This is a genomic window from Nocardioides sp. URHA0032 (genome assembly GCF_000620645.1).
Lineage (GTDB): Bacteria > Actinomycetota > Actinomycetes > Propionibacteriales > Nocardioidaceae > Nocardioides.
In genome coordinates, this window is the sequence record NZ_KK211161.1 from 165,639 (window position 1) to 183,066 (window position 17,428).

The following is a 17,428-nucleotide window of genomic DNA, read 5'->3' on the forward strand; positions in this document are numbered from 1 at the left end:
CGCCCGCCCGACTACGCGAGCCGGGCGACCGCCGCGTCGACCCGCTCGTCGGTCGCAGTGAACGCCACCCGCACGTGCCGGGTGCCCGCCGAGCCGTAGAAGGCTCCCGGGGCGACCAGGATGCCGCGCTCGGCGAGCCAGGAGACGGTGTCCCAGCAGTCCTCGTCGCGGGTCGCCCACAGGTACAGCGACGCCTCGGAGTGGTCGATGCGGAAGCCGGCGGCCTGCAGGGCCTCGCGCAGCTTGGCGCGGCGGGCGGCGTACCGGGCGTGCTGCTCGACGACGTGCGCGTCGTCCTCCAGCGCCGCCTGCATGGCGACCTGCTGGGGACCGGGCATCTGCAGGCCGAGGTTCTTGCGGACGGCCAGCAGCTCGCCGACCAGGGCCGGGTCGCCGGCCACGAACGCGCAGCGGTAGCCCGCCAGGTTCGAGCGCTTCGAGAGGGAGTGGACGGCGAGGATGCCCTCGTGCGAGCCGCCGCAGACCGACGGGTGCAGCACCGAGATCGGGGTCGCGTCCCACGCACACTCGAGGTAGCACTCGTCGGAGACCAGGATCGTGCCGCGCTCGCGGCACCAGTCGACGACCTTGCGCAGGTGCTCGACGGGGAGCACCCGGCCGGTGGGGTTCGACGGCGAGTTCAGCCAGAGCAGGGCCGGGACCTCGGGGCCGAACGACGTGAGCGAGTCGCGCGCGACCGGGGTCGCACCGGCGAGCACCGCCCCGACCTCGTACGTCGGGTAGGCCAGCTCGGGATACGCGACCAGGTCGCCCGGGCCGAGGCCGAGATGGCCCGGCATCGAGGCGATCAGCTCCTTCGAGCCGATCACCGGCAGCACCGCGCCCAGCGACAGCCCGGTCACGCCGTGCCGGCGGGAGAGCCAGTCGATGCAGGCCTGGCGGGTCTCGGCGCGACCGATCGTCAGGGGGTAGCCGGGCGAGTCGGAGGCGCCGCGCAGCGCCTCCTGCACGACGTCCGGCGTCGGGTCGACCGGCGTGCCGATGGAGAGGTCGACGATCCCGTCGGGGTGCGACCGCGCCCGCTCACCGTGCTCGAGCAGGTGGTCCCACGGGAAGTCGGGGAGCCGGCCCGAGACGCGTCCGTCCAACGAGCTGCTCAGTGGTCCTGGTTCTGCGGCGGCAGCGCGGCGATCATCGGGTGGTCGTGGTCGATCTCGCCCATCTTCGCGGCGCCACCGGGCGAGCCGAGGTCGTCGAAGAAGTGGACGTTGGCGTCGTAGTAGCCCTTCCACTGCTCCGGGGTGTCGTCCTCGTAGAAGATCGCCTCCACCGGGCAGACCGGCTCGCAGGCTCCGCAGTCCACGCACTCGTCGGGGTGGATGTAGAGCATCCGCTTGCCCTCGTAGATGCAGTCGACGGGGCACTCGTCCACGCAGGCCCGATCCTTGAGGTCGACGCACGGCTGGGAGATGACGTAGGTCACCGGTTCCTCCTGAGACTCGCGAGAGCAGCTGCTCACCTACAGCCTAGTATCCCGGGGTGTCCGAGTCGGCAGACCCCCAGTATGTGAACCAGCACGGTCTCGGTCCGCACGTCGTCGGGCAGCGCGTCGTGGTCCGGCGGATCCTCCGCGGCGAGACCGGGCCGAGCGGCGGCCCCGCCCTCACCGACGTCCTCGGCGTGTGTACGGCGTGGTCGGGCGGCACCTGCGTCGTGCAGCCCGAGTCGGGGGCGCCCGTCGTCATCGCGATCGCCGACATCGTGTCCGGCAAGCCGGTGCCGCCGCGCCCGTCGACCCGGCACCGGGTCGCCCCAGCCGAGGCCCAGCGGCGGGCGCTCGCACTCTGGCCGGACCTGGTCGCCGAGCCGCTCGGGAGCTGGCTGCTGCGGCACTCCCCCACCTCGACCGCGCGCCGCGCGAACTCCGTGCTCGCGATGGCGCCGTCCGGCGTCCCCGACGACTACGAGCAGGTGGTCGCGTTCTACGCCGGGCGCACCGGCCGGCCGATCGCGGCGGTCCTGCCGGACTCCGAGGAGGACGCGCTCTTCCGCCGGCACGGCTGGGTCGCGGAGAGCGGCGACGCGGACACGCTGTTCCAGATCGCGGGGGTCGCACGCGCGCGGAGGTCGCTGGTCCCCCGGCTCGCGCCTCACCCGCCGGCTGAACGCGACGAGCGCGGAGACGTGGTCACGGTCCGGATCGGCGACCGGGCGAGCGGCGTGGCGGCGTACGCCGACGACTGGGTGGGGTTCCGCAGCATCGAGGTGTCGCCCGATCAGCGCCGGCAGGGGCTCGCGCTCGCGGTGATGGACGTGCTGCTCGAGTGGGGCGCCGAGCGCGGCGCCACCACGGCGTACCTGCAGGTGCTGGGGGACAACACGCCCGCGGTCGCGCTGTACGAGGGCCTCGGCTTCACCACCCACCACGCGTACCGGTACCTCGCGCCGGGCTAGTCCTCGGCGAGGTCGGACTGGCGGCCGAAGACCCGCTCCGACCAGGTCGTCACCCACGTCCACCGCCAGCGCATCAGCAGGAGCACGGCGGCGCCCGCGATCACCATGCCGGTGATGTTGAGCGCGAGCTGCGCGGCCGACCCGTCGATCTCGTGGCGCTCCCAGAACGCCAGCCCGAGGGCCAGGTTGCCGGCGGCCGGGACGGTCGTGACGCTGATGAAGACGCCGACCATGGTCGCCGAGCGGGAGACGGCGAGGGCGAGGGCACCGGCCGCGCCGGCGAGCAGCGCGACCACGAAGGACCACTGGTCGGGGTGCCAGATGAAGCCGGTGTTGGGGCGCGCCCGGGTGACGTCGTCGACGGTCACCAGGCCCGCCCAGCGGGCGAACAGCGCCAGCAGCGCGATCACCGCGATCGCGAAGGCGAACGAGAACAGCAGGAGTCGCAGGCCGCGCCCGATCATCCCGGGACGGCGCAGTGCGATGCCGGCGCTCGCGGCCGCGACCGCGCTGTACTCCGGACCGACGACCATCGCGCCGACGACCAGCACCGCCGAGTCGGTGATCACCGCGATCGAGGCGAGGGCGACGGCAAGGACCAGGAACAGGTGGTACGACACGGTCGGCACCGCGCCGGCCTCGGCCTGCGCCTCCACCGCCTCCCAGATCACCGCGTCGTCGGGGTGCCCCGGCGCGGCGGCCTCCAGGCGCCTCGCCCGCTCGAACGGCGTGCCGGTCGGCGTGGTGACGACGACGCCGCCCTCCGCGCACAGGCCGATCCGGTCGAGGTCGCGGAGCAGGTCACCGGCCTTCTCGCGGGCGACGTCGCACTCGACCAGGTCGCCGGGCGGCTCGAGCACCACGCCCTCTTGGAGGGTCAGGTTCGTGATCCACGCCCGGTCGCGGAGCAGCTGCACGACCGGAGCGGTGAGCCTCGGCGGCGAGGTCAGTCGGAAGTGCACCACCACGGCCCGCAGCGTACGCTGGCCGCGGCGCCCGAGAGGCCTGACAACCCTCCCGCGATCCAGCGGAGCGACGGACACCCGCGCGTACGGCGTACCGACGAGAGGCCGACGGTCGGTCGGCGAAGGTGTGGTGGCACCGCGATCTAGCCCCCGCCCACACCTCCAGGGCTTTCGCCTACTGGAGGTACTCGTGCAACGCACACTCTGTTCAGACCTGCCCGCCGCCACACCCGGGGAGCCCGTGCGGCTGCAGGGCTGGGTCCACCGGCGCCGCGAGCTCGCCGCGCTGACGTTCCTGGTCGTCCGCGACCGCAGCGGCCTGGCCCAGGTCGTCGTCCGCGGCGGGGAGGTGCCGCCGGAGGAGACGACCGTCGAGGTGGTCGGCACGGCGACCGCGAACGCCCAGGCACCCGGCGGCATCGAGGTCACCGACCCGGTGATCGTGCCGCTGACCGAGCCCGCCGCCACGCCCCCGATCGAGCTGTGGCGGCCGACGGTCGCGGCCGGCCTGCCGACGATGCTCGACCACGCGCCGGTGACCTGGCGGCACCCCGTGCAACGGGCCCGTTGGGAGCTCGCCGCGGCGTCGGTGCGCGGCTTCCGGGCCACGCTGGACGCGGCCGGCTTCACCGAGATCCAGACGCCGAAGTTCGTGGCGTCCGCGACGGAGTCGGGTGCCAACGTCTTCGAGGTCGACTACTTCGGACGACCGGCGTACCTCGCCCAGAGCCCGCAGTTCTACAAGCAGCAGCTGGTCGGGGTGTTCGAGCGGGTCTACGAGGTGGGGCCGGTGTTCCGGGCCGAACCGCACGACACCGTCCGGCACCTCGCGGAGTACGTCTCGCTCGACGCCGAGCTCGGCTTCATCGAGGACCACCGCGACGTGCTGCGGGTGCTGCGCGACGTCGTCGCCGGCATGGTCGACGCCGTGCACGAGCTGGCCGGGCCCGCGGTCGAGCGGTCCGGCGCGCAGGTGCCGGTCGTGCCCGAGGAGATCCCGGTGCTGCACTTCCGCGACGCGTTGAGGATGGTCGGCGCGCCGGAGGACGAGCCCGACCTGGCGCCGGAGCACGAGCGCGCGCTCGGCGCCTGGGCGCTGGAGACGCACGGCAGCGACTTCGTCGCGATCGAGGGCTACCCGATGGTGAAGCGGCCCTTCTACACGCACGCGCAGCCGGACGACCCCCGCTGGTCCAACAGCTTCGACCTGCTGTTCCGCGGGCTCGAGCTGGTGACGGGCGGCCAGCGCCTGCACCGGCCCTCCGACTACCACGCGGCGATCCGGGCCCGCGGCGAGGACCCGGCGGCGTACGCGCCGTACCTGTCGGCGTTCGAGCACGGCATGCCACCGCACGGCGGCTTCGCGATCGGGCTGGAGCGCTGGACCGCGCGGCTGACCGGCGTCGCGAACATCCGGGAGGTGACCCTCTTCCCGCGCGACCTCCATAGGCTGACGCCGTGAACCTCGCGGAGGAGGGCGAACGGCTGTTGTCGTTCGCCCGGGCGTCGGCGCACCCGGACGGCGGCTTCGGGTGGCTGTCGGACGACGGCCACCTGGAGCCGGAGCGGCCGGTGGAGCTGTGGATCACCTGCCGGATGACGCACGTCTTCGCGCTCGCCCACCTCCAGGGTCATCCCTGGGCGGGCGAGCTCGTCGACCACGGCGTGACCGCGCTGGCCGGACGGTTCCGCGACCCGGTCAACGGTGGGTGGTACGCCGCCGTCGACTCGTCCGGTCCGGTGACGCGGGGCAAGACGGCCTACGAGCACGCGTTCGTCGTGCTGGCCGCGTCGTCGGCCTCGGTGGCGGGCCGGCCGGGCGCGGACGCGCTGCTGGCGGACGCGCTGGACGTGCTGGACCGGCACTTCTGGGACGACGAGGCCGGGATGGTCGTCGAGGAGTGGGACGAGTCCTGGTCGGAGCTCGACGACTACCGCGGCGTGAACGCCAACATGCACACGGTCGAGGCCCTCCTCGCCGTCGGCGACGTGGCCCGCGCCGAGCGGATCGTGACCCGGGTGGTGCACGGCTTCGCGCGGGGCAACGGCTGGCGGATCCCCGAGCACTTCGACAGCGCCTGGCGGCCGGTCCCGGGCTACCACCGGGACCAGCCGGCGCACCCGTTCCGACCGTACGGCGCGACGATCGGCCACTGGTTCGAGTGGAGCCGGCTGACCCTCGTGCTGCGCGCCGCGCTCGGCGACCCGGCCCCGGAGTGGATGCTCGAGGACGCGGTCGCACTGTTCGACGCGGGCGTGCGTGAGGGCTGGGCGGTCGACGGCGCCGAGGGCTTCGTCTACACGGTCGACTGGGACGGCGCACCCGTCGTCCGCCAGCGGATGCACTGGGTCGTGACCGAGGCGCTGGCCGCGGCCGCGACCCTGCGGGCAGTCACCGGCGACGAGATGTACGCCATCTGCGAGCGGCAGTGGTGGGCGTACGCCGACCGCTACCTCGTCGACCGGGCGGGCGGCTCCTGGTACCACGAGCTGGCGCCGGACAACAGGCCGGCCGCGGGCACCTGGGCCGGCAAGCCGGACGTGTACCACGCGTTCCAGGCGACACTGGTGCCCTCGCTGCCGGTCTGGCCGGCGTTCGCCCGAGCGCTCAGTACGCGCAAGCGGGGGTGAACGCCGGGTCGGCCGGTCCGGGTCGCTCGAGCGCGTTCAGCACCCACTGGATCGCGGTGCGGCTCATCGGGATGAACACGTGCTCGGCGGAGTCGTCGGGGCAGGAGTCCTGGATCGTGACATTGGTGGTGCGCGGCCCCGCGGCGAGGAACGCCGAGGTGTAGGGCACCACGACCTCGTCGTACTTGGTCGAGATCTGGGTGTAGCTGACGTCGCCGGGAGTCTCGTCGCCGGCGTTCAGCTTCGTCAGGAACGGCGAGCCGGCCGCCTGCTCGGTGCAGGCCGGGCAGGTCGCGCCCGCCCACGGGTCGTTCGGGCCGCCGACGATCGACGTGCCGTGGTTGGACGGCGACAGGCCGACGAGGTCGTCGACGTGCTGCCGCCCGCCGAGGAACTTGATGTAGTAGCGCGGCATCATCCCGCCCTGCGAGTGGCCCACCATCGACACCTTCGCGGCGCCGGTCGCGTCGAGGACCTTGGTGACGAAGTCCTTCAGCTGCTGGGCCGACGCGGCGATCTCGCCGGTGCCGCGGTTGCCGTAGTCGAGGGAGTACACGCAGAAGCCCTCGGCGACCATGGCCGAGGACAGGTCGTCGAGCAGGCTCTTCTTGTCCCCGAAGGTGCCGTGCACGATGACGACCGGCTCGGGTCGCTCGGCGGTCGGCCTGCAGGACCAGTCGTTGGCGCCGGTCGGGTTGCCGAACGGGTTCGTCGGCAGCGGTACGACGGCCGCGCGAGCGGATGCGCTCAGGCCGACGACGGCGAGCAGCGAGACGAGCAGGGCGGGCAGCAGGCGTCGCATGACCCGCCCAACGAGCCGGAGGTGCGGTCGGTCACGCGAGCGCGCGCGGACGGGGCAGCGTGCCGATCGCGAGGACGATCAGCACCAGGCCGAGCCCGAGCACGGCGTACCCCTGGACGTCCTGGCTGAGCAGGTAGTCGCCCTCGGGCCGGGGAAAGGCCAGCCAGCCCACCATCAGGTCCCACCCGGCCACGAACGCCAGCCGTGACCACCAGCCCGGCGGCAGCGCGACCACGGCGGCGAGCGTCGCCACCGCGGCGAGGACCAGGCCCCACGAGAGCTCGTGCAGCGCGACCGTCGCGACGCCGGTGGCGGCGCCGGCCAGGAGCAGGCCGACCGCCGCGAGGGCTCTCACAGGCCGGCGAAGAGATCGGTCTCGAGACCGTCCTCGTTCAGCTCGCCCTGCTGCCCCTTGGCGATCCGGAAGAACTCCAGGCCCCACGCCACGCTGCCGAGGTTGTTGGACAGCGCGAAGAACGGCCCGTCCATGGCGATCTGGGTCGCGTGGGCGCGCATCGCCGCGAGCTTCTGCTCCACGTGGTCGGTGGCGTCGACGACCGCGGCGAGGTCCTGGTCGGGGGTGACGAAGTGCGGCAGCGGGCCGTCGGGGTCCATGCCCTCGAACGACGTGGTGTCACCGGCGTCGCGGAGCGCCCGCAGGCCGGCCCGCATCCGGCTCTCCGACATGGCGCCCCAGTAGATCTTCGCGATGTCCCAGGGCTCCCCCAGGTCCTTGCGGTACGACGGGACCGCGGCCAGCGCCGCGGCGTACGTCGCGACCCGGTGCGCCTGGATGTGGTCCGGGTGACCGTAGCCGCCGAACTGGTCGTAGGTGACCAGCACCTGCGGGCGCACCTCGCGGATGACGGCGACCAGGTGGTTGGCGGCCTCGGTCAGGTCGGCGTTCCAGAAGGCGTTCTCGTGGATGTCGTCGGCAGGGACGGCGTGCCCGTCCTCGTGCCACTTCATCCCGGAGTCGCGGTAGGTGCCGAAGCCGCCGAGGTAGCGGTGGTCGGTGACGCCCAGCTCCTTCATGGCGTCGGCCAGCTCGCCGCGACGGTGCTCACCGAGGCGGTCGTCCTGGTCGGCGGCGAGGTTCGCGAGCTCGGGCACCAGGATCTCGCCCATCTCCCCGCCCGTGCAGGTGACGAGCGTGACGCCGCGTCCCTCCGCGGCGTACTTCGCCATCGTCGCGCCCTGGCCGATCGACTCGTCGTCGGGATGGGCGTGCACGAGCAGGAGTCGCTGGTCAGCGGTCATGGTCTCGATCCTAGGGAGAGCTGAGAGATCCGGTCGAAGCGGGAAACGCCCGGAGCGGCCGAGTTCTTCCTGTGGACGGCCGGGTGCGCGGACCCGTCTACGAGCGCTTGATCCTGCGCGGCTGCGTCGGGAGCTCGAGCGGGGCCGGGGCCGGCTCCTCCTCGTCGTCGACATCCAGCCAGCCGTCGTGCTCGTCGACGAGCAGCTCCAGGACGAGCTCCGGGGCGTCGGTCAGCACCGCCCAGGGGTGGTCCTCGTCGTCGTCCTCGCCGGCCAGCCGCTCGCGCTGCAGGCGTGCGTCGTAGCCGTCGGCGACCAGCCGGGCGACCACCGCCCGGGCGTCGTCCTCGCCGAAGAAGATGCCGCGCACGGGGTCCATCATCCCAGCGGCAGGTGCGCGAGGAACGGACGGTCGGGCTCCAACCAGTCCACGTCGTCGAGCTGGCCGGCGGCCAGCCACCGCACCTCGTCGTGCTCGTGGGGGTGCGGCTCCCCCGCGACCAGGTCTGCGACCGCCACCCTCAGCACGTGCCGCTCGCCGATCGCGACCGCGCCCGGCAGCCACGCGCGCACCGCGATCGTGCAACCGAGCTCCTCGGCGATCTCGCGCACCAAGGCCGCCTCGGGCGTCTCACCGGCCTCGACCTTGCCGCCCGGCAGCTCCCACCGGCCGGCCAGCGCCGGAGGCGCGCTGCGCCGCGCGGCGAGCACCCGCCCGTCGCGGACGATCGCTGCTCCCACGACGACGACCACCTGCCGGACGCTACCGTTCACGGGGTGCACCTGACCCGCACCGACGAGCTGGACGCCGAGGTCGACGCGCTCGCGGCGCGGTACGGCGGGCGGGTCGGCCTCGAGGCCGTGCTCGGCGACCTGGACCGGCGGCTCCGGCGTACCCTCGCGCCGGGCCTGGCCGTCCACCGCGCGTGGACGTGGGACCGCGCCGACCGCGACGACCCCGAGTGGTGGCCGCAGGGCATCTCGGTGACCGGTCGGCAGGTCGCGGTGTCGTGGTACGCCAAGGCCGGCGGCGCGCGCGTGTCGTTCCTCGACGTCGGGGCGCTGCGCTACCGGCACGTCCAGCTGGTCCTCCCGACCGCTGACGGATGGACGCCGCTGCGCGTGCACGCCGGCGGGATCGCGTGGCACGGCACCCGGCTGTACGTCGCCGCCACGAAGTCGGGACTGTGGGTCTGCGACACCGCCGACGTCGTCCGGGGCCCCGACGGCTACCTGCTCCCCGTGCGGTCGCGCCTCAGGCCCTCCGAGCCGTTCCGCTTCTCCTTCGTGGGACACGACGGTGAGGGGCTCGTCCTCGGGGAGTACGACAGCGCCGGGGACCAGCGGCGCCTCGCGCGGGTCGGCCTCGACGGCGGCGAGGTGGAGATGGTGGTGGGCGGCGTCCAGCGCGCCCAGGGCGCGGTCCGCGTCGGCTTGGACTGGTACGTCACTGCCTCCCACGGCAAGCGACGACCCGGCTCGATCTGGAGCGGCCGTCCGGGAGCGCTCCGCGAGCACCGCTGGGCGGTCCCGATGGGCTGCGAGGACCTGGCCCACGACCCGCAGACCGACCTGCTGTGGACGGTCACGGAGCACCCGCACCGGCGCTGGATCGTCGCCGTACGGCGCCGCCGGGTCGGCTGAAAGCGGTCCGGACAGGCAAAAAAGCGCCACCGTGAGGTGGCGCTTGCTTACCCGGGGTTGCGGATCGGATGCCCTAGGGTGAGACAGGCGGTCCGGACCATTCTCGCGCAGCGGCAAACAGAGAATGGCCCGGACCGCGTCTGTGTGTCCCGACTTGTTGCTTCAGTTGTGCTCGGGGGGTGCGGGAGCAGCGCCCCCGGGAGAGCTGGCTCCGGGACAGTCACTCATCTGTCCCGGAGCCCGCCCGTTGACGATCAGGTCGTCACTTGACCGAGTCGGACGCCTTGTCCTTCTTGGTCAGGCTCGTGCCGGTGATCTTGACCGTGTACTTGGTCGACTTCTTGTTGCCGTTCTTGTCCTTGACCGAGAACTTGGCGTTGCCGCTGCTGCCCAGGGTCTTGGTGGCAACCTTCTTGCCGCCCACCCAGAGGGTGGCGGTGGCGCCGGCCGCGTCGCTGATCGCGTTCGCCGTGACCTTGTCCTTCTGGCCCTTCGACGAGGCGATCACCTTGAGACCGGCGTCCTCCTTGACGACGACCGCACCCTCGACCGTGGTGGTCGCAGAGGACACGTTCGACGAGGCCGGCAGGCCCTTGGCGCTGTTCGCCGGGGACCAGGAGTAGAGCTGGTCGGCAGCAGCACCGAACTGGTCGTTCAGGCCCTGGACCTTGATCGTCACGTCGCCCTCGGCGCCCGCGTCGACGCGGACGTTGAGGTGGAGCTGACCGTTGGCGTCGGTCATCGCGTCGCTGTCCTGGAACTGCGCCGGGCCCGTCACCTGGATGTTCAGGTCATAGACCGAGACGCCGGCAACGGGGTTGCCGAACGCGTCGGTGACAACCGCGGTGAACGGGATCTGCGTGGTGCCGTGGTCGACCGAAGCCGGGCCGCTGACGGTGACGTTGCGCGCCGTGTTCGAGTCGGTCTCGGCCGCGACGGTGAACTGCGCCGTCTCGGTGCGGCCGGCCGCGGTCGTGGTCACCGTGGTCAGACCGGACTTGGTGCCCACCAGCTTGTAACCGGTCACGTCCGTGTCGCCGGAAGCGAGGTTGACGGTGATCGACGACTTGCCGTCAGACAGGTCGTTCGAACCCGACGGCAGGATGAGCGCGCCGTTGTCGACCGAGATGGTGACGGTCGAGCCGTCCTCGGCACCGGTCACCGTGAGCGGGATCGAGTCGCTCGAGCCGTTGACCTTGGCGTCCGCCAGCGGAACGACCGAGTGCTCCGAGGGGTCGTAGGTCGGCGACTCCGTGCTGGTGCCGTCGATGTTGGTGGTGAAGTTCGCACCCATGCCGTCGGTCGTCCACTTGATCTGCGTGGAGCCCGTCGGGTCGGCGTCAGCCGGAAGGGTGAACTGGTCCGGCACGTAGCCGAAGCCGACCGTGTCCTCCTCGCCGTTGGTCGCCTTCGCGTCAGTGAACGTGAAGGTCGCCGAGCCGGTGCTGTCGACCGGCTTCGCCTGCTGAGGGTCACCGACATGGTTCGGGCCCGCGACGCGCTGGGCGCCGATGAAGCCCGACGTGACGGGGTTGTTGAACTGGTCGGTGACAGTGACCTTGACGTCGACCGAGCCCTTGAGCTTGCCGAAGTACGGGTCCTGCGCGGCGTCGATGAAGGTCGCCTCGGCACGCACGAAGTCGAGCGTCTGGCTGAACGAGCCACCGATGTTGATCGAATCGCCGTCCTGGACCGAGAGCGCGTCCGGGGTGATGGTGACCGAGCCGGCACCGTTGCTGTCGAGCACGGTGGTGACGGTGGTGTCCGCCTCGCCGCCGAAGGTCACGCCGTTGCCGTGGACGTTGAGCGTGACGGTCGCGTTCCGGTCGGAGGTGTCGTCCGACTTGAAGTCGATGCGGACGCTCGACTGGTCGACGCGCACCAGGGTGACATTGGCGTTGCCGTCGGTGTCGTCCGGGTTGCCGAAGCCGTTCCAGCTGTCGGCGGCCGTGACGATGTCGACCTCGTCCGCCGTGATGCCGGCCGCGGCCGTCACGTTCAGGACCGCGGTGTCGGACTTGCCGTTGCCGGAGACGGTGATGGTCTGCGAACCCGTCGCGGTGCCGGTCGCCGTGAACACAGCGGTGCCGTCCGAGATCTCGGAGGCGTCGATCGCGTTGCCGTCGCCGTCCTTGCCGAAGGTGGCGTCGCCGTTGCTCGCGATAGTGAGCGTCTCGGCGTCAGTGAGCTGGGTGAGGTCGCCGTTGGCGTCCTTGATGGTGACGGTGTAGTCGCCGGTCGACTGGCCGGAGGCCGCGGACTGAGACGCGGGAGCCACGTCGATGGAGGCGACCTCGCCGGTCGTCTTGACCGAGGTCTGCGTGCGAGCCTCGGTCGCGTCGACGGTGCCCAGGTTGGCCTCGTCCTCGAAGATGACGAAGTCGGCGGTGTTGTCGCCACCCGGAGGCGTCGTCACCTTGACGTGGAGGGTGATCTGGTCGAGGCCGTCGTTCGGCGTGCTGTCGCCCGTAGCACCGGACGTGACGATGGTCGTCGTGCCGAAGATGTCGACGGTCTGGGTGCTGTTGTCCTCGTGGCCGACGACCAGGTCGGTGCCCGCGAGCTGAAGCTTGGTCTGGTCCACGTTCTTGGTGTTGAGGACGATCGTGGCGCCTTCGCTGCCGCCGTTGCGGGTCGTGCTGGCCGACTGGACCTGGAGCACGTCGCCGGTAGCCGCGTTGGCCGAAGAGGCGAAGAACGGAAGGCCCGTTACCGCCAGAGCGGCGACGGCCGAACCGGCCAGTCCCCGCTTGATGCCGCTGCTGTTCATGCTGAAATTTCCTTCCGGAGTGAGTGAGCGGGGAAAATCCCCCAGCCCCTGTACATGAGGCCCGAGCCTCGTGTGTTCGGCACCCGTACGGATCCCGGCTGCCGAAGAGAAACCTAGGGTGTTGCCCGCGTCACGGAGTGGTTGTTGCAGCCCGCACCGAAACCTGCAATAAATGGACACCGGTGCCACATCCGTGGTTGGGAGGGGCGCCGTCGGATCGGGGGATCATGTCAGTGGAGACCACCTCGCCGCCGTCACGGCGGCGCGGGCGCCCGCAACGCCTCCCGGAGGATCCGCACCCGCTGTCCAGCGGGATCGTGGGCTGCGACCAGCGCGTGGCGTGGCTCCTGACCGTCGCCCGCGTCCTGGGTCCCGACCCCGACCTGGCCCGTCGTGACGGCTTCATCGCCGCGCTCAAGGAGCACGGCATCCCCGTGGACGCCTCGCGGGTCAGCCGGTGGGAGTCCGGGCTGCAGCCGCTGCCGAGCCGGGTCGCGGCGACGTACGAGGAGGTCCTCGGGCTCACCGAGGGGTCGCTCGTCGCGGTGGCCTCCGGGCTGCGGCGGTCGTTCGGGAGCGGGCCGACCCAGCGGGAGAACGTCGTCCGGGAGACCGAGATGTCCGACAGCGAGCTGAACCGGCTGATCGACATCAACGAGTCCGGCGCCGGGAACGGCGCGCAGTGGCTGCAGCTGGCCGACCACTTCAGCCGGTTCGACCGGGTCTTCCTGCGCGAGGCCGACTGGACCGCGCTGTGCCGGCGGCTCGTGACCGAGCTCGGGTCGGCCGTCGGCACCAGCTACGTACGCCGCTACGAGGCCGCCGCAGCGTTCATCCGGCACCCGAACGCGCGCCGCCACCTGATCATGGCCGTCGGGCAGTTCGTGACCGACCCGGACACCCAGGTCGTGTCACCGGTGCTGAACCTGCTCAGCGAGGTGCCGGACCCGGCCGCTGCTGCCCTGACGCTGCGGATGCTGTCGGCGGACAGCGAGAACAAGTACCTCCGCCGGGCCGCGTCCTCCGTCGCCGCGACCAAGCTGGCCCGCGGGCACTTCGACGAGTCCGCCCTCCCCCGGCTCGAGTCGCACGTGCTCGGCGCGCTGCGCCGCGGCGAGTCGCTGGACGGCCGGCTGGACTCCTTCGACCTGGCCGTGCGACTCCCCGACGCGTCGTGGGAGCGGGTCACCGGCGGCCTGCGCACCCGGCGCGCACTCGCCCTGGTCGCCCAGGCCCGGTCGGGCGACGAGATGATCCCGGCGGCCCGGGCCGCATCCGTGGTCGCGGACCTCGCACCCGCGGTGCAGGCCGACACGCCCCGGCACCAGGCGCAGGAGCCCGACCTGATGCTGCGGCGGCTGCTGCGCGAGGCACTGTTCCACTCCCACAAGCCGCGACGGCATCACGCGGCGCTGCTGATCGCGGCGACGCCGTACGCCCCCTCCGCCGCGCGGCACCTGCTCGAGCTCGCGGCCGACCCCAACGAGCTGCTCGCCGCCCGCGCCTGGACGGTCCTGATGCGCGTGGGCAACCACGACCTGCGCGACCAGGTCATGCAGCGCGCACTGGCGGACGAACGCCCCACGGTCCGATCCCGCGCGCTGGTGAACGTCGGCCTGGACGGCGGGCTCTCCGGCGAGCAGTGCACCGCCCTCGCGGACCGGTACGCCGAGTCACGCTCGCTCGAGCGGCACGCGACGCTGTTCGCGCTCGGCATGGCCGGCGCTCCGCAGCTGGTCGAGCTCGCGAAGTCGGAGGACGCGGACACCGCGCGCGGCGCCGCGTGGTGGCTCGGCCAGGGACCGGCCATCCACGACGCCGACCTGAACTAACGCTCCGACGAGCGCGGCTGCCGGGCCAGCTGCCGGCTCTGCGCGACCAGACGGCCGGCGGAGTCCCAGACCTCGCAGTCCTCCTCGAACATGCCGCCCGCCATGTTGCGGGTGGCGTGCCGGACCTTGAGCCACCCGGGGGCGGGCTTCGCGCGGACGTGCGCCGTGAGCTCCAGGGTCGGCGCCCACCCCATCATCCCGAGGTCGAAGGTGACCGGCGGCAGCGCGTCGACCACCATCAGCAGCGAGATCGGGTCGGGCTCGCGGCCGTCGACCAGCCGGAACCACGCGCTCAGCACGCCGGTGCCGCTCGGCTGGCCGACCGCCCAGCCGATGTGGTCGGGGTGGAAGCGCATGTCGAAGCGGTCCATGAGCGGCGCGATCGCGCGCACCTCCGGCGGCGCCATCGTGTTCGGCACGCACTGGTCCGGCGGCGGCATCGCTGGCTCCTCGGCCGTCGTCCGCACGTCGTCGCCCAGCCGGTCGAGGTCGCCGTACGTCGCGAGCGCGGTGATGCGGGTGTCGTCGCCCTGGCGCAGGTCGACCGCCGCGGTCGCGACGCTGCCGCCCTCGCGGCGCACGTCCACGTGCACGGTGGCCTTGCCCGGGGCCGCCGCGGACAGGTAGTACGCCGAGACCGCGAGCGGGTCCGGCTTGCCCGGGAACGTGTGCCGGAGCGCGTTGCCGGCGACGGCCAGCAGGTAGCCGCCGTTGACGCCGCCGCCGACCACCCAGCCCTCGGCGAGGTCGGCGTCCCAGGTGGCGTCGTCACGGCGGCTGATCGCGACGTGCTCGTCGAACTCGTGCTTCACGCGGCGACTCTAGAGTGACCGCCATGACGGACCGACGGCCCCGGTGGGTGTACGAGGCGGGCAGGGAGCCCGACCCTCGCTACAGCCTCGCCAACGAGCGGACCTTCCTCGCGTGGGTGCGCACGGCGCTCGCGATGATGGCCGGCGGCGTCGCGCTGCACGCGCTCGGCCTGCCGGACACCGACTGGGTGCGCGGGCTGCTCGCGGTGCTGCTCGTCGCGCTCGGCGGCGCGGTGACGCTGCTGGCCATGGTCCGCTGGGCGCGGGTCGAGCGCGCGATGCGGTCCCAGCAGCCGCTGCCGGCGTTCAGCCTCGGCTACCTGATGACCGCTGCGGTCGTCGTCGGCGCCGTCGTGCTCGCACTCGCCTTCCTGTGACGGCAACCGGATTCGGGTTCGCCGCGTCCGAGCACTAGGGTCGAGCGCTCCGCCTCGATCCCAGTCGTCTCGAAAGAGTTGCCCCACATGCGCCGCCGACCGACCCGGACGACCATCGCCACGGCGCTCGGCGTGCTCCTCGCCGGGCTCGGCGCCGGCCTTGCACCGCTCGCCACGGCGTCGGGCGACGGGACCGCCGGCATCCGGCAGGCGTCGGCGACGACGGCGTACCGCTTCGTGGCCGCGCCGGACATCTTCAACCAGGACATCGGGGACGTGCGCGGGCAGGCCGGCTGGCAGCCCGGCGACCCGAACTCGTGGACCCCGCAGCTCGGCACCGCCGTCGACACGGTCCTCGACGAGATCGCCGGGCAGCACCCGCGGTCGCTGCTGGTCGCGGGCGACCTGGTCGAGGGCCACTGGGGCCGCGACGACATGGGGACGGGCATCTTCGGGCCGACCGGCACCGTCGCCGAGCGGGCCGCCAGCCTGCGCCGCGCCGGCGAGTTCTACCACGGCCAGAACGCGCAGAGGTTCGCCGCGCACGGCCTCGACCTGTACCCCGCGGTCGGCGACCACGACCTCGGCGACAACCCGTGGGACGGCACGTCGGCGCGGCTGCGGTTCAAGCGCCACCACGCCGGCCTGTTCCGCTCGGTGTTCGCGCAGGCCTACGACACCGCCCGGTTCGCGAACCGCCCGTTCGGGACCCAGTGGCAGGACACGGCGTACGCCACCCAGCTCAGCCCGGACATCCTCCTGGTCACCCTGGACGTCTTCCACGTGACCGGGAGCGGCGTACGCAACGAGGTCGTCGGTGGGCAGCTGGCGTGGCTGGAGGGCGTCCTCGCCGACGCCCGCGATCGCGGCGTCCCGTGGGTGGTCGTGCAGGGCCACGTGCCCGTGCTGGAGCCGGTGCGGGTCCGCAACAGCTCCGGGCTGTCGCTCCTCGGCGGCGAGGACTCGCCGCTCTGGCGCACGCTGTCGCGGTACGGCGTCGACCTCTACCTGTGCGGCGAGGTGCACGACACCTCGATGCGGCAGGCGGGCGGGGTCACCCAGATCGCGACCGGGACACCGATCTACCTGCGACGGGCCAGCTACCTGACCGCCGACGTGTACGCCGACCGGATGGACCTCACCGTCCACGAGTTCGCGGGCGTACTGACGTCCGCGCACCCGATCTGGCAGGGCAGCAACCTCAAGACGCAGGGCGACCTCTCCTACCCGAGCGCCAGCAGCGTGGTCGCAACGATGACGCTGACCGCCGCCGGGCAGGCGGTCGCGCCGACCGGCAAGCTGGCGCCGTACGCCGGCTGACTGGTGTCACGCGGGCGACGTCAGGCCAGCGCCTGGGCCGCCCGGGCGAGGTCGTCCACACCCCGGGCCAGCTCGTCGGGACGATCGGTCGCCAGGTCGAGGTGGAAGCCGTAGAGGGCGGAGTCGACGAGGGTGACGAGCCGGGCGACCCGGCGGGGCGTGGCGCCGCTGCGGACGAAGTACTCCCGCAGCGTCTCCGCCCAGCGCTCGTTGCTGGCCCGGGCCTCGCTGAGGTACGGCTCGCTGCCGAACAGACCGGTGGCAGCCGCCTGGACGTACACGTCGAGGCAGCTGTCGAGCGGCTCCTCGCCGTACGCCACCCAGAGACGGTTGACCGCCGACCGCACCGAGGGCGCCGCGGGCAGCGCCCGGACGCACCCCGTCGCGCGGTCGCTGGCCCGGGCGACGACGGCGGAGACGAGCGCGTCCCGGCTGCCGAAGTGGTAGATCAGCATCCGGTCGCTGGTGCCGATCGCGGCTGCGAGCGGGCGGAGCGTGAGGCCGATCAGCCCCTGCGCGAGGACGTGGTCGGTGACCTGGTCCAGCAGCTCCTCACGACGGCCCATGCCGACAGCGTAGCGAGTGCTACAGTCGTAGCGA

18 protein-coding genes are annotated in these 17,428 nt (G+C 72.5%); 7 read left to right on the plus strand and 11 right to left on the minus strand.

Annotated features, from left to right (window positions below):
• Positions 1-11 precede the first annotated feature (11 nt).
• Together dapC and fdxA are read right to left on the minus strand one after the other, a co-directional pair.
• Positions 12-1,109 carry a succinyldiaminopimelate transaminase gene (gene dapC / locus N538_RS0122005; protein ID WP_231496300.1) on the minus strand — a complete coding sequence of 366 codons (1,098 nt, stop codon included), beginning with the start codon at positions 1,107-1,109 and terminating at the stop codon, positions 12-14.
• Positions 1,110-1,117: 8 nt separating this feature from the next.
• The gene (gene fdxA / locus N538_RS0122010; protein WP_028639078.1) at positions 1,118-1,444 is read right to left on the minus strand and encodes a ferredoxin; all 327 of its coding nucleotides are present in this window, start codon (positions 1,442-1,444) and stop codon (positions 1,118-1,120) included.
• Between the two features lie 56 nt (positions 1,445-1,500).
• Here fdxA and N538_RS0122015 point away from each other — a divergent pair, with 56 nt between their 5' ends.
• A complete protein-coding gene (locus tag N538_RS0122015; protein ID WP_155992391.1) occupies positions 1,501-2,415 on the plus strand; it encodes a GNAT family N-acetyltransferase in 915 nt (304 codons plus the stop codon).
• Here the strand turns inward: N538_RS0122015 and N538_RS0122020 are convergent.
• Positions 2,412-3,383: a DUF389 domain-containing protein gene (locus tag N538_RS0122020; RefSeq protein ID WP_036571745.1), complete on the minus strand. Its 972-nt coding sequence runs from the start codon at positions 3,381-3,383 to the stop codon at positions 2,412-2,414. The genes N538_RS0122015 and N538_RS0122020 overlap by 4 nt on opposite strands.
• A gap of 187 nt (positions 3,384-3,570) precedes the next feature.
• Between N538_RS0122020 and aspS the strand changes: the two genes are divergently transcribed.
• Together aspS and N538_RS0122030 are read left to right on the plus strand one after the other, a co-directional pair.
• On the plus strand, positions 3,571-4,842 hold the full coding sequence (gene aspS / locus N538_RS0122025; RefSeq protein WP_028639081.1) for an aspartate--tRNA(Asn) ligase: 1,272 nt from the start codon (positions 3,571-3,573) through the stop codon (positions 4,840-4,842).
• Positions 4,839-6,011, plus strand: coding sequence for an AGE family epimerase/isomerase (locus N538_RS0122030; protein ID WP_028639082.1), 1,173 nt, complete (start codon positions 4,839-4,841; stop codon positions 6,009-6,011). Before aspS ends, N538_RS0122030 begins: the two co-directional genes overlap by 4 nt.
• On the opposite strand, the gene N538_RS0122035 is transcribed toward N538_RS0122030, so the two are convergent.
• From N538_RS0122035 to N538_RS0122055, 5 genes are all read right to left on the minus strand, one after another.
• Positions 5,989-6,813: an esterase/lipase family protein gene (locus N538_RS0122035; RefSeq protein WP_028639083.1), complete on the minus strand. Its 825-nt coding sequence runs from the start codon at positions 6,811-6,813 to the stop codon at positions 5,989-5,991. The two genes, N538_RS0122030 and N538_RS0122035, sit on opposite strands and share 23 nt — an antisense overlap.
• 31 nt (positions 6,814-6,844) lie before the next feature.
• Positions 6,845-7,168, minus strand: a complete 324-nt coding sequence (locus N538_RS26810; protein ID WP_036571747.1) for a hypothetical protein — start codon at positions 7,166-7,168, stop codon at positions 6,845-6,847.
• Positions 7,165-8,073: an N-acetyl-1-D-myo-inositol-2-amino-2-deoxy-alpha-D-glucopyranoside deacetylase gene (gene mshB, locus N538_RS0122045; protein WP_028639084.1), complete on the minus strand. Its 909-nt coding sequence runs from the start codon at positions 8,071-8,073 to the stop codon at positions 7,165-7,167. The genes N538_RS26810 and mshB overlap by 4 nt, the downstream gene beginning before the upstream one ends.
• Positions 8,074-8,170: 97 nt before the next feature.
• The gene (locus N538_RS0122050; RefSeq protein WP_028639085.1) at positions 8,171-8,443 is read right to left on the minus strand and encodes a hypothetical protein; all 273 of its coding nucleotides are present in this window, start codon (positions 8,441-8,443) and stop codon (positions 8,171-8,173) included.
• 8 nt (positions 8,444-8,451) lie between these two features.
• Entirely contained in the window at positions 8,452-8,847 is a 396-nt protein-coding gene (locus N538_RS0122055) for a (deoxy)nucleoside triphosphate pyrophosphohydrolase (RefSeq protein ID WP_028639086.1), read from the minus strand.
• 3 nt (positions 8,848-8,850) lie between these two features.
• On the opposite strand from N538_RS0122055, the gene N538_RS0122060 reads away from it, so the two are divergent.
• Positions 8,851-9,717 carry a hypothetical protein gene (locus N538_RS0122060; protein WP_028639087.1) on the plus strand — a complete coding sequence of 289 codons (867 nt, stop codon included), beginning with the start codon at positions 8,851-8,853 and terminating at the stop codon, positions 9,715-9,717.
• Positions 9,718-9,979: 262 nt separating this feature from the next.
• Here the strand turns inward: N538_RS0122060 and N538_RS0122065 are convergent, their stop codons facing one another.
• The gene (locus N538_RS0122065) at positions 9,980-12,487 is read right to left on the minus strand and encodes a beta strand repeat-containing protein (protein ID WP_028639088.1); all 2,508 of its coding nucleotides are present in this window, start codon (positions 12,485-12,487) and stop codon (positions 9,980-9,982) included.
• Positions 12,488-12,714: 227 nt separating this feature from the next.
• Between N538_RS0122065 and N538_RS0122070 the strand changes: the two genes are divergently transcribed.
• Positions 12,715-14,319: a hypothetical protein gene (locus tag N538_RS0122070; RefSeq protein WP_155992393.1), complete on the plus strand. Its 1,605-nt coding sequence runs from the start codon at positions 12,715-12,717 to the stop codon at positions 14,317-14,319.
• On the opposite strand, the gene N538_RS0122075 is transcribed toward N538_RS0122070, so the two are convergent.
• Positions 14,316-15,131, minus strand: coding sequence for a thioesterase family protein (locus tag N538_RS0122075; RefSeq protein WP_028639090.1), 816 nt, complete (start codon positions 15,129-15,131; stop codon positions 14,316-14,318). The genes N538_RS0122070 and N538_RS0122075 overlap by 4 nt on opposite strands.
• Before the next feature lie 23 nt (positions 15,132-15,154).
• Here N538_RS0122075 and N538_RS0122080 point away from each other — a divergent pair, with 23 nt between their 5' ends.
• Positions 15,155-15,508: a YidH family protein gene (locus N538_RS0122080; protein ID WP_028639091.1), complete on the plus strand. Its 354-nt coding sequence runs from the start codon at positions 15,155-15,157 to the stop codon at positions 15,506-15,508.
• An 87-nt stretch (positions 15,509-15,595) separates the two neighbouring features.
• Positions 15,596-16,828 carry a metallophosphoesterase family protein gene (locus N538_RS0122085; RefSeq protein WP_028639092.1) on the plus strand — a complete coding sequence of 411 codons (1,233 nt, stop codon included), beginning with the start codon at positions 15,596-15,598 and terminating at the stop codon, positions 16,826-16,828.
• A gap of 20 nt (positions 16,829-16,848) precedes the next feature.
• On the opposite strand, the gene N538_RS0122090 is transcribed toward N538_RS0122085, so the two are convergent.
• A complete protein-coding gene (locus tag N538_RS0122090; RefSeq protein WP_028639093.1) occupies positions 16,849-17,394 on the minus strand; it encodes a TetR family transcriptional regulator in 546 nt (181 codons plus the stop codon).
• Positions 17,395-17,428: the final 34 nt, after the last annotated feature.

Coding starts and splice junctions, on each gene's coding strand:
- N538_RS0122065 (WP_028639088.1), bottom strand. CDS start 12,487: ATGAACAGCAGCGGCATCAAGCGGGGACTGGCCGGTTCGGCCGTCGCC.
- N538_RS0122085 (WP_028639092.1), top strand. CDS start 15,596: ATGCGCCGCCGACCGACCCGGACGACCATCGCCACGGCGCTCGGCGTG.
- N538_RS0122035 (WP_028639083.1), bottom strand. CDS start 6,813: ATGCGACGCCTGCTGCCCGCCCTGCTCGTCTCGCTGCTCGCCGTCGTC.
- mshB (WP_028639084.1), bottom strand. CDS start 8,073: ATGACCGCTGACCAGCGACTCCTGCTCGTGCACGCCCATCCCGACGAC.
- N538_RS0122090 (WP_028639093.1), bottom strand. CDS start 17,394: ATGGGCCGTCGTGAGGAGCTGCTGGACCAGGTCACCGACCACGTCCTC.
- N538_RS0122070 (WP_155992393.1), top strand. CDS start 12,715: ATGTCAGTGGAGACCACCTCGCCGCCGTCACGGCGGCGCGGGCGCCCG.
- N538_RS0122080 (WP_028639091.1), top strand. CDS start 15,155: ATGACGGACCGACGGCCCCGGTGGGTGTACGAGGCGGGCAGGGAGCCC.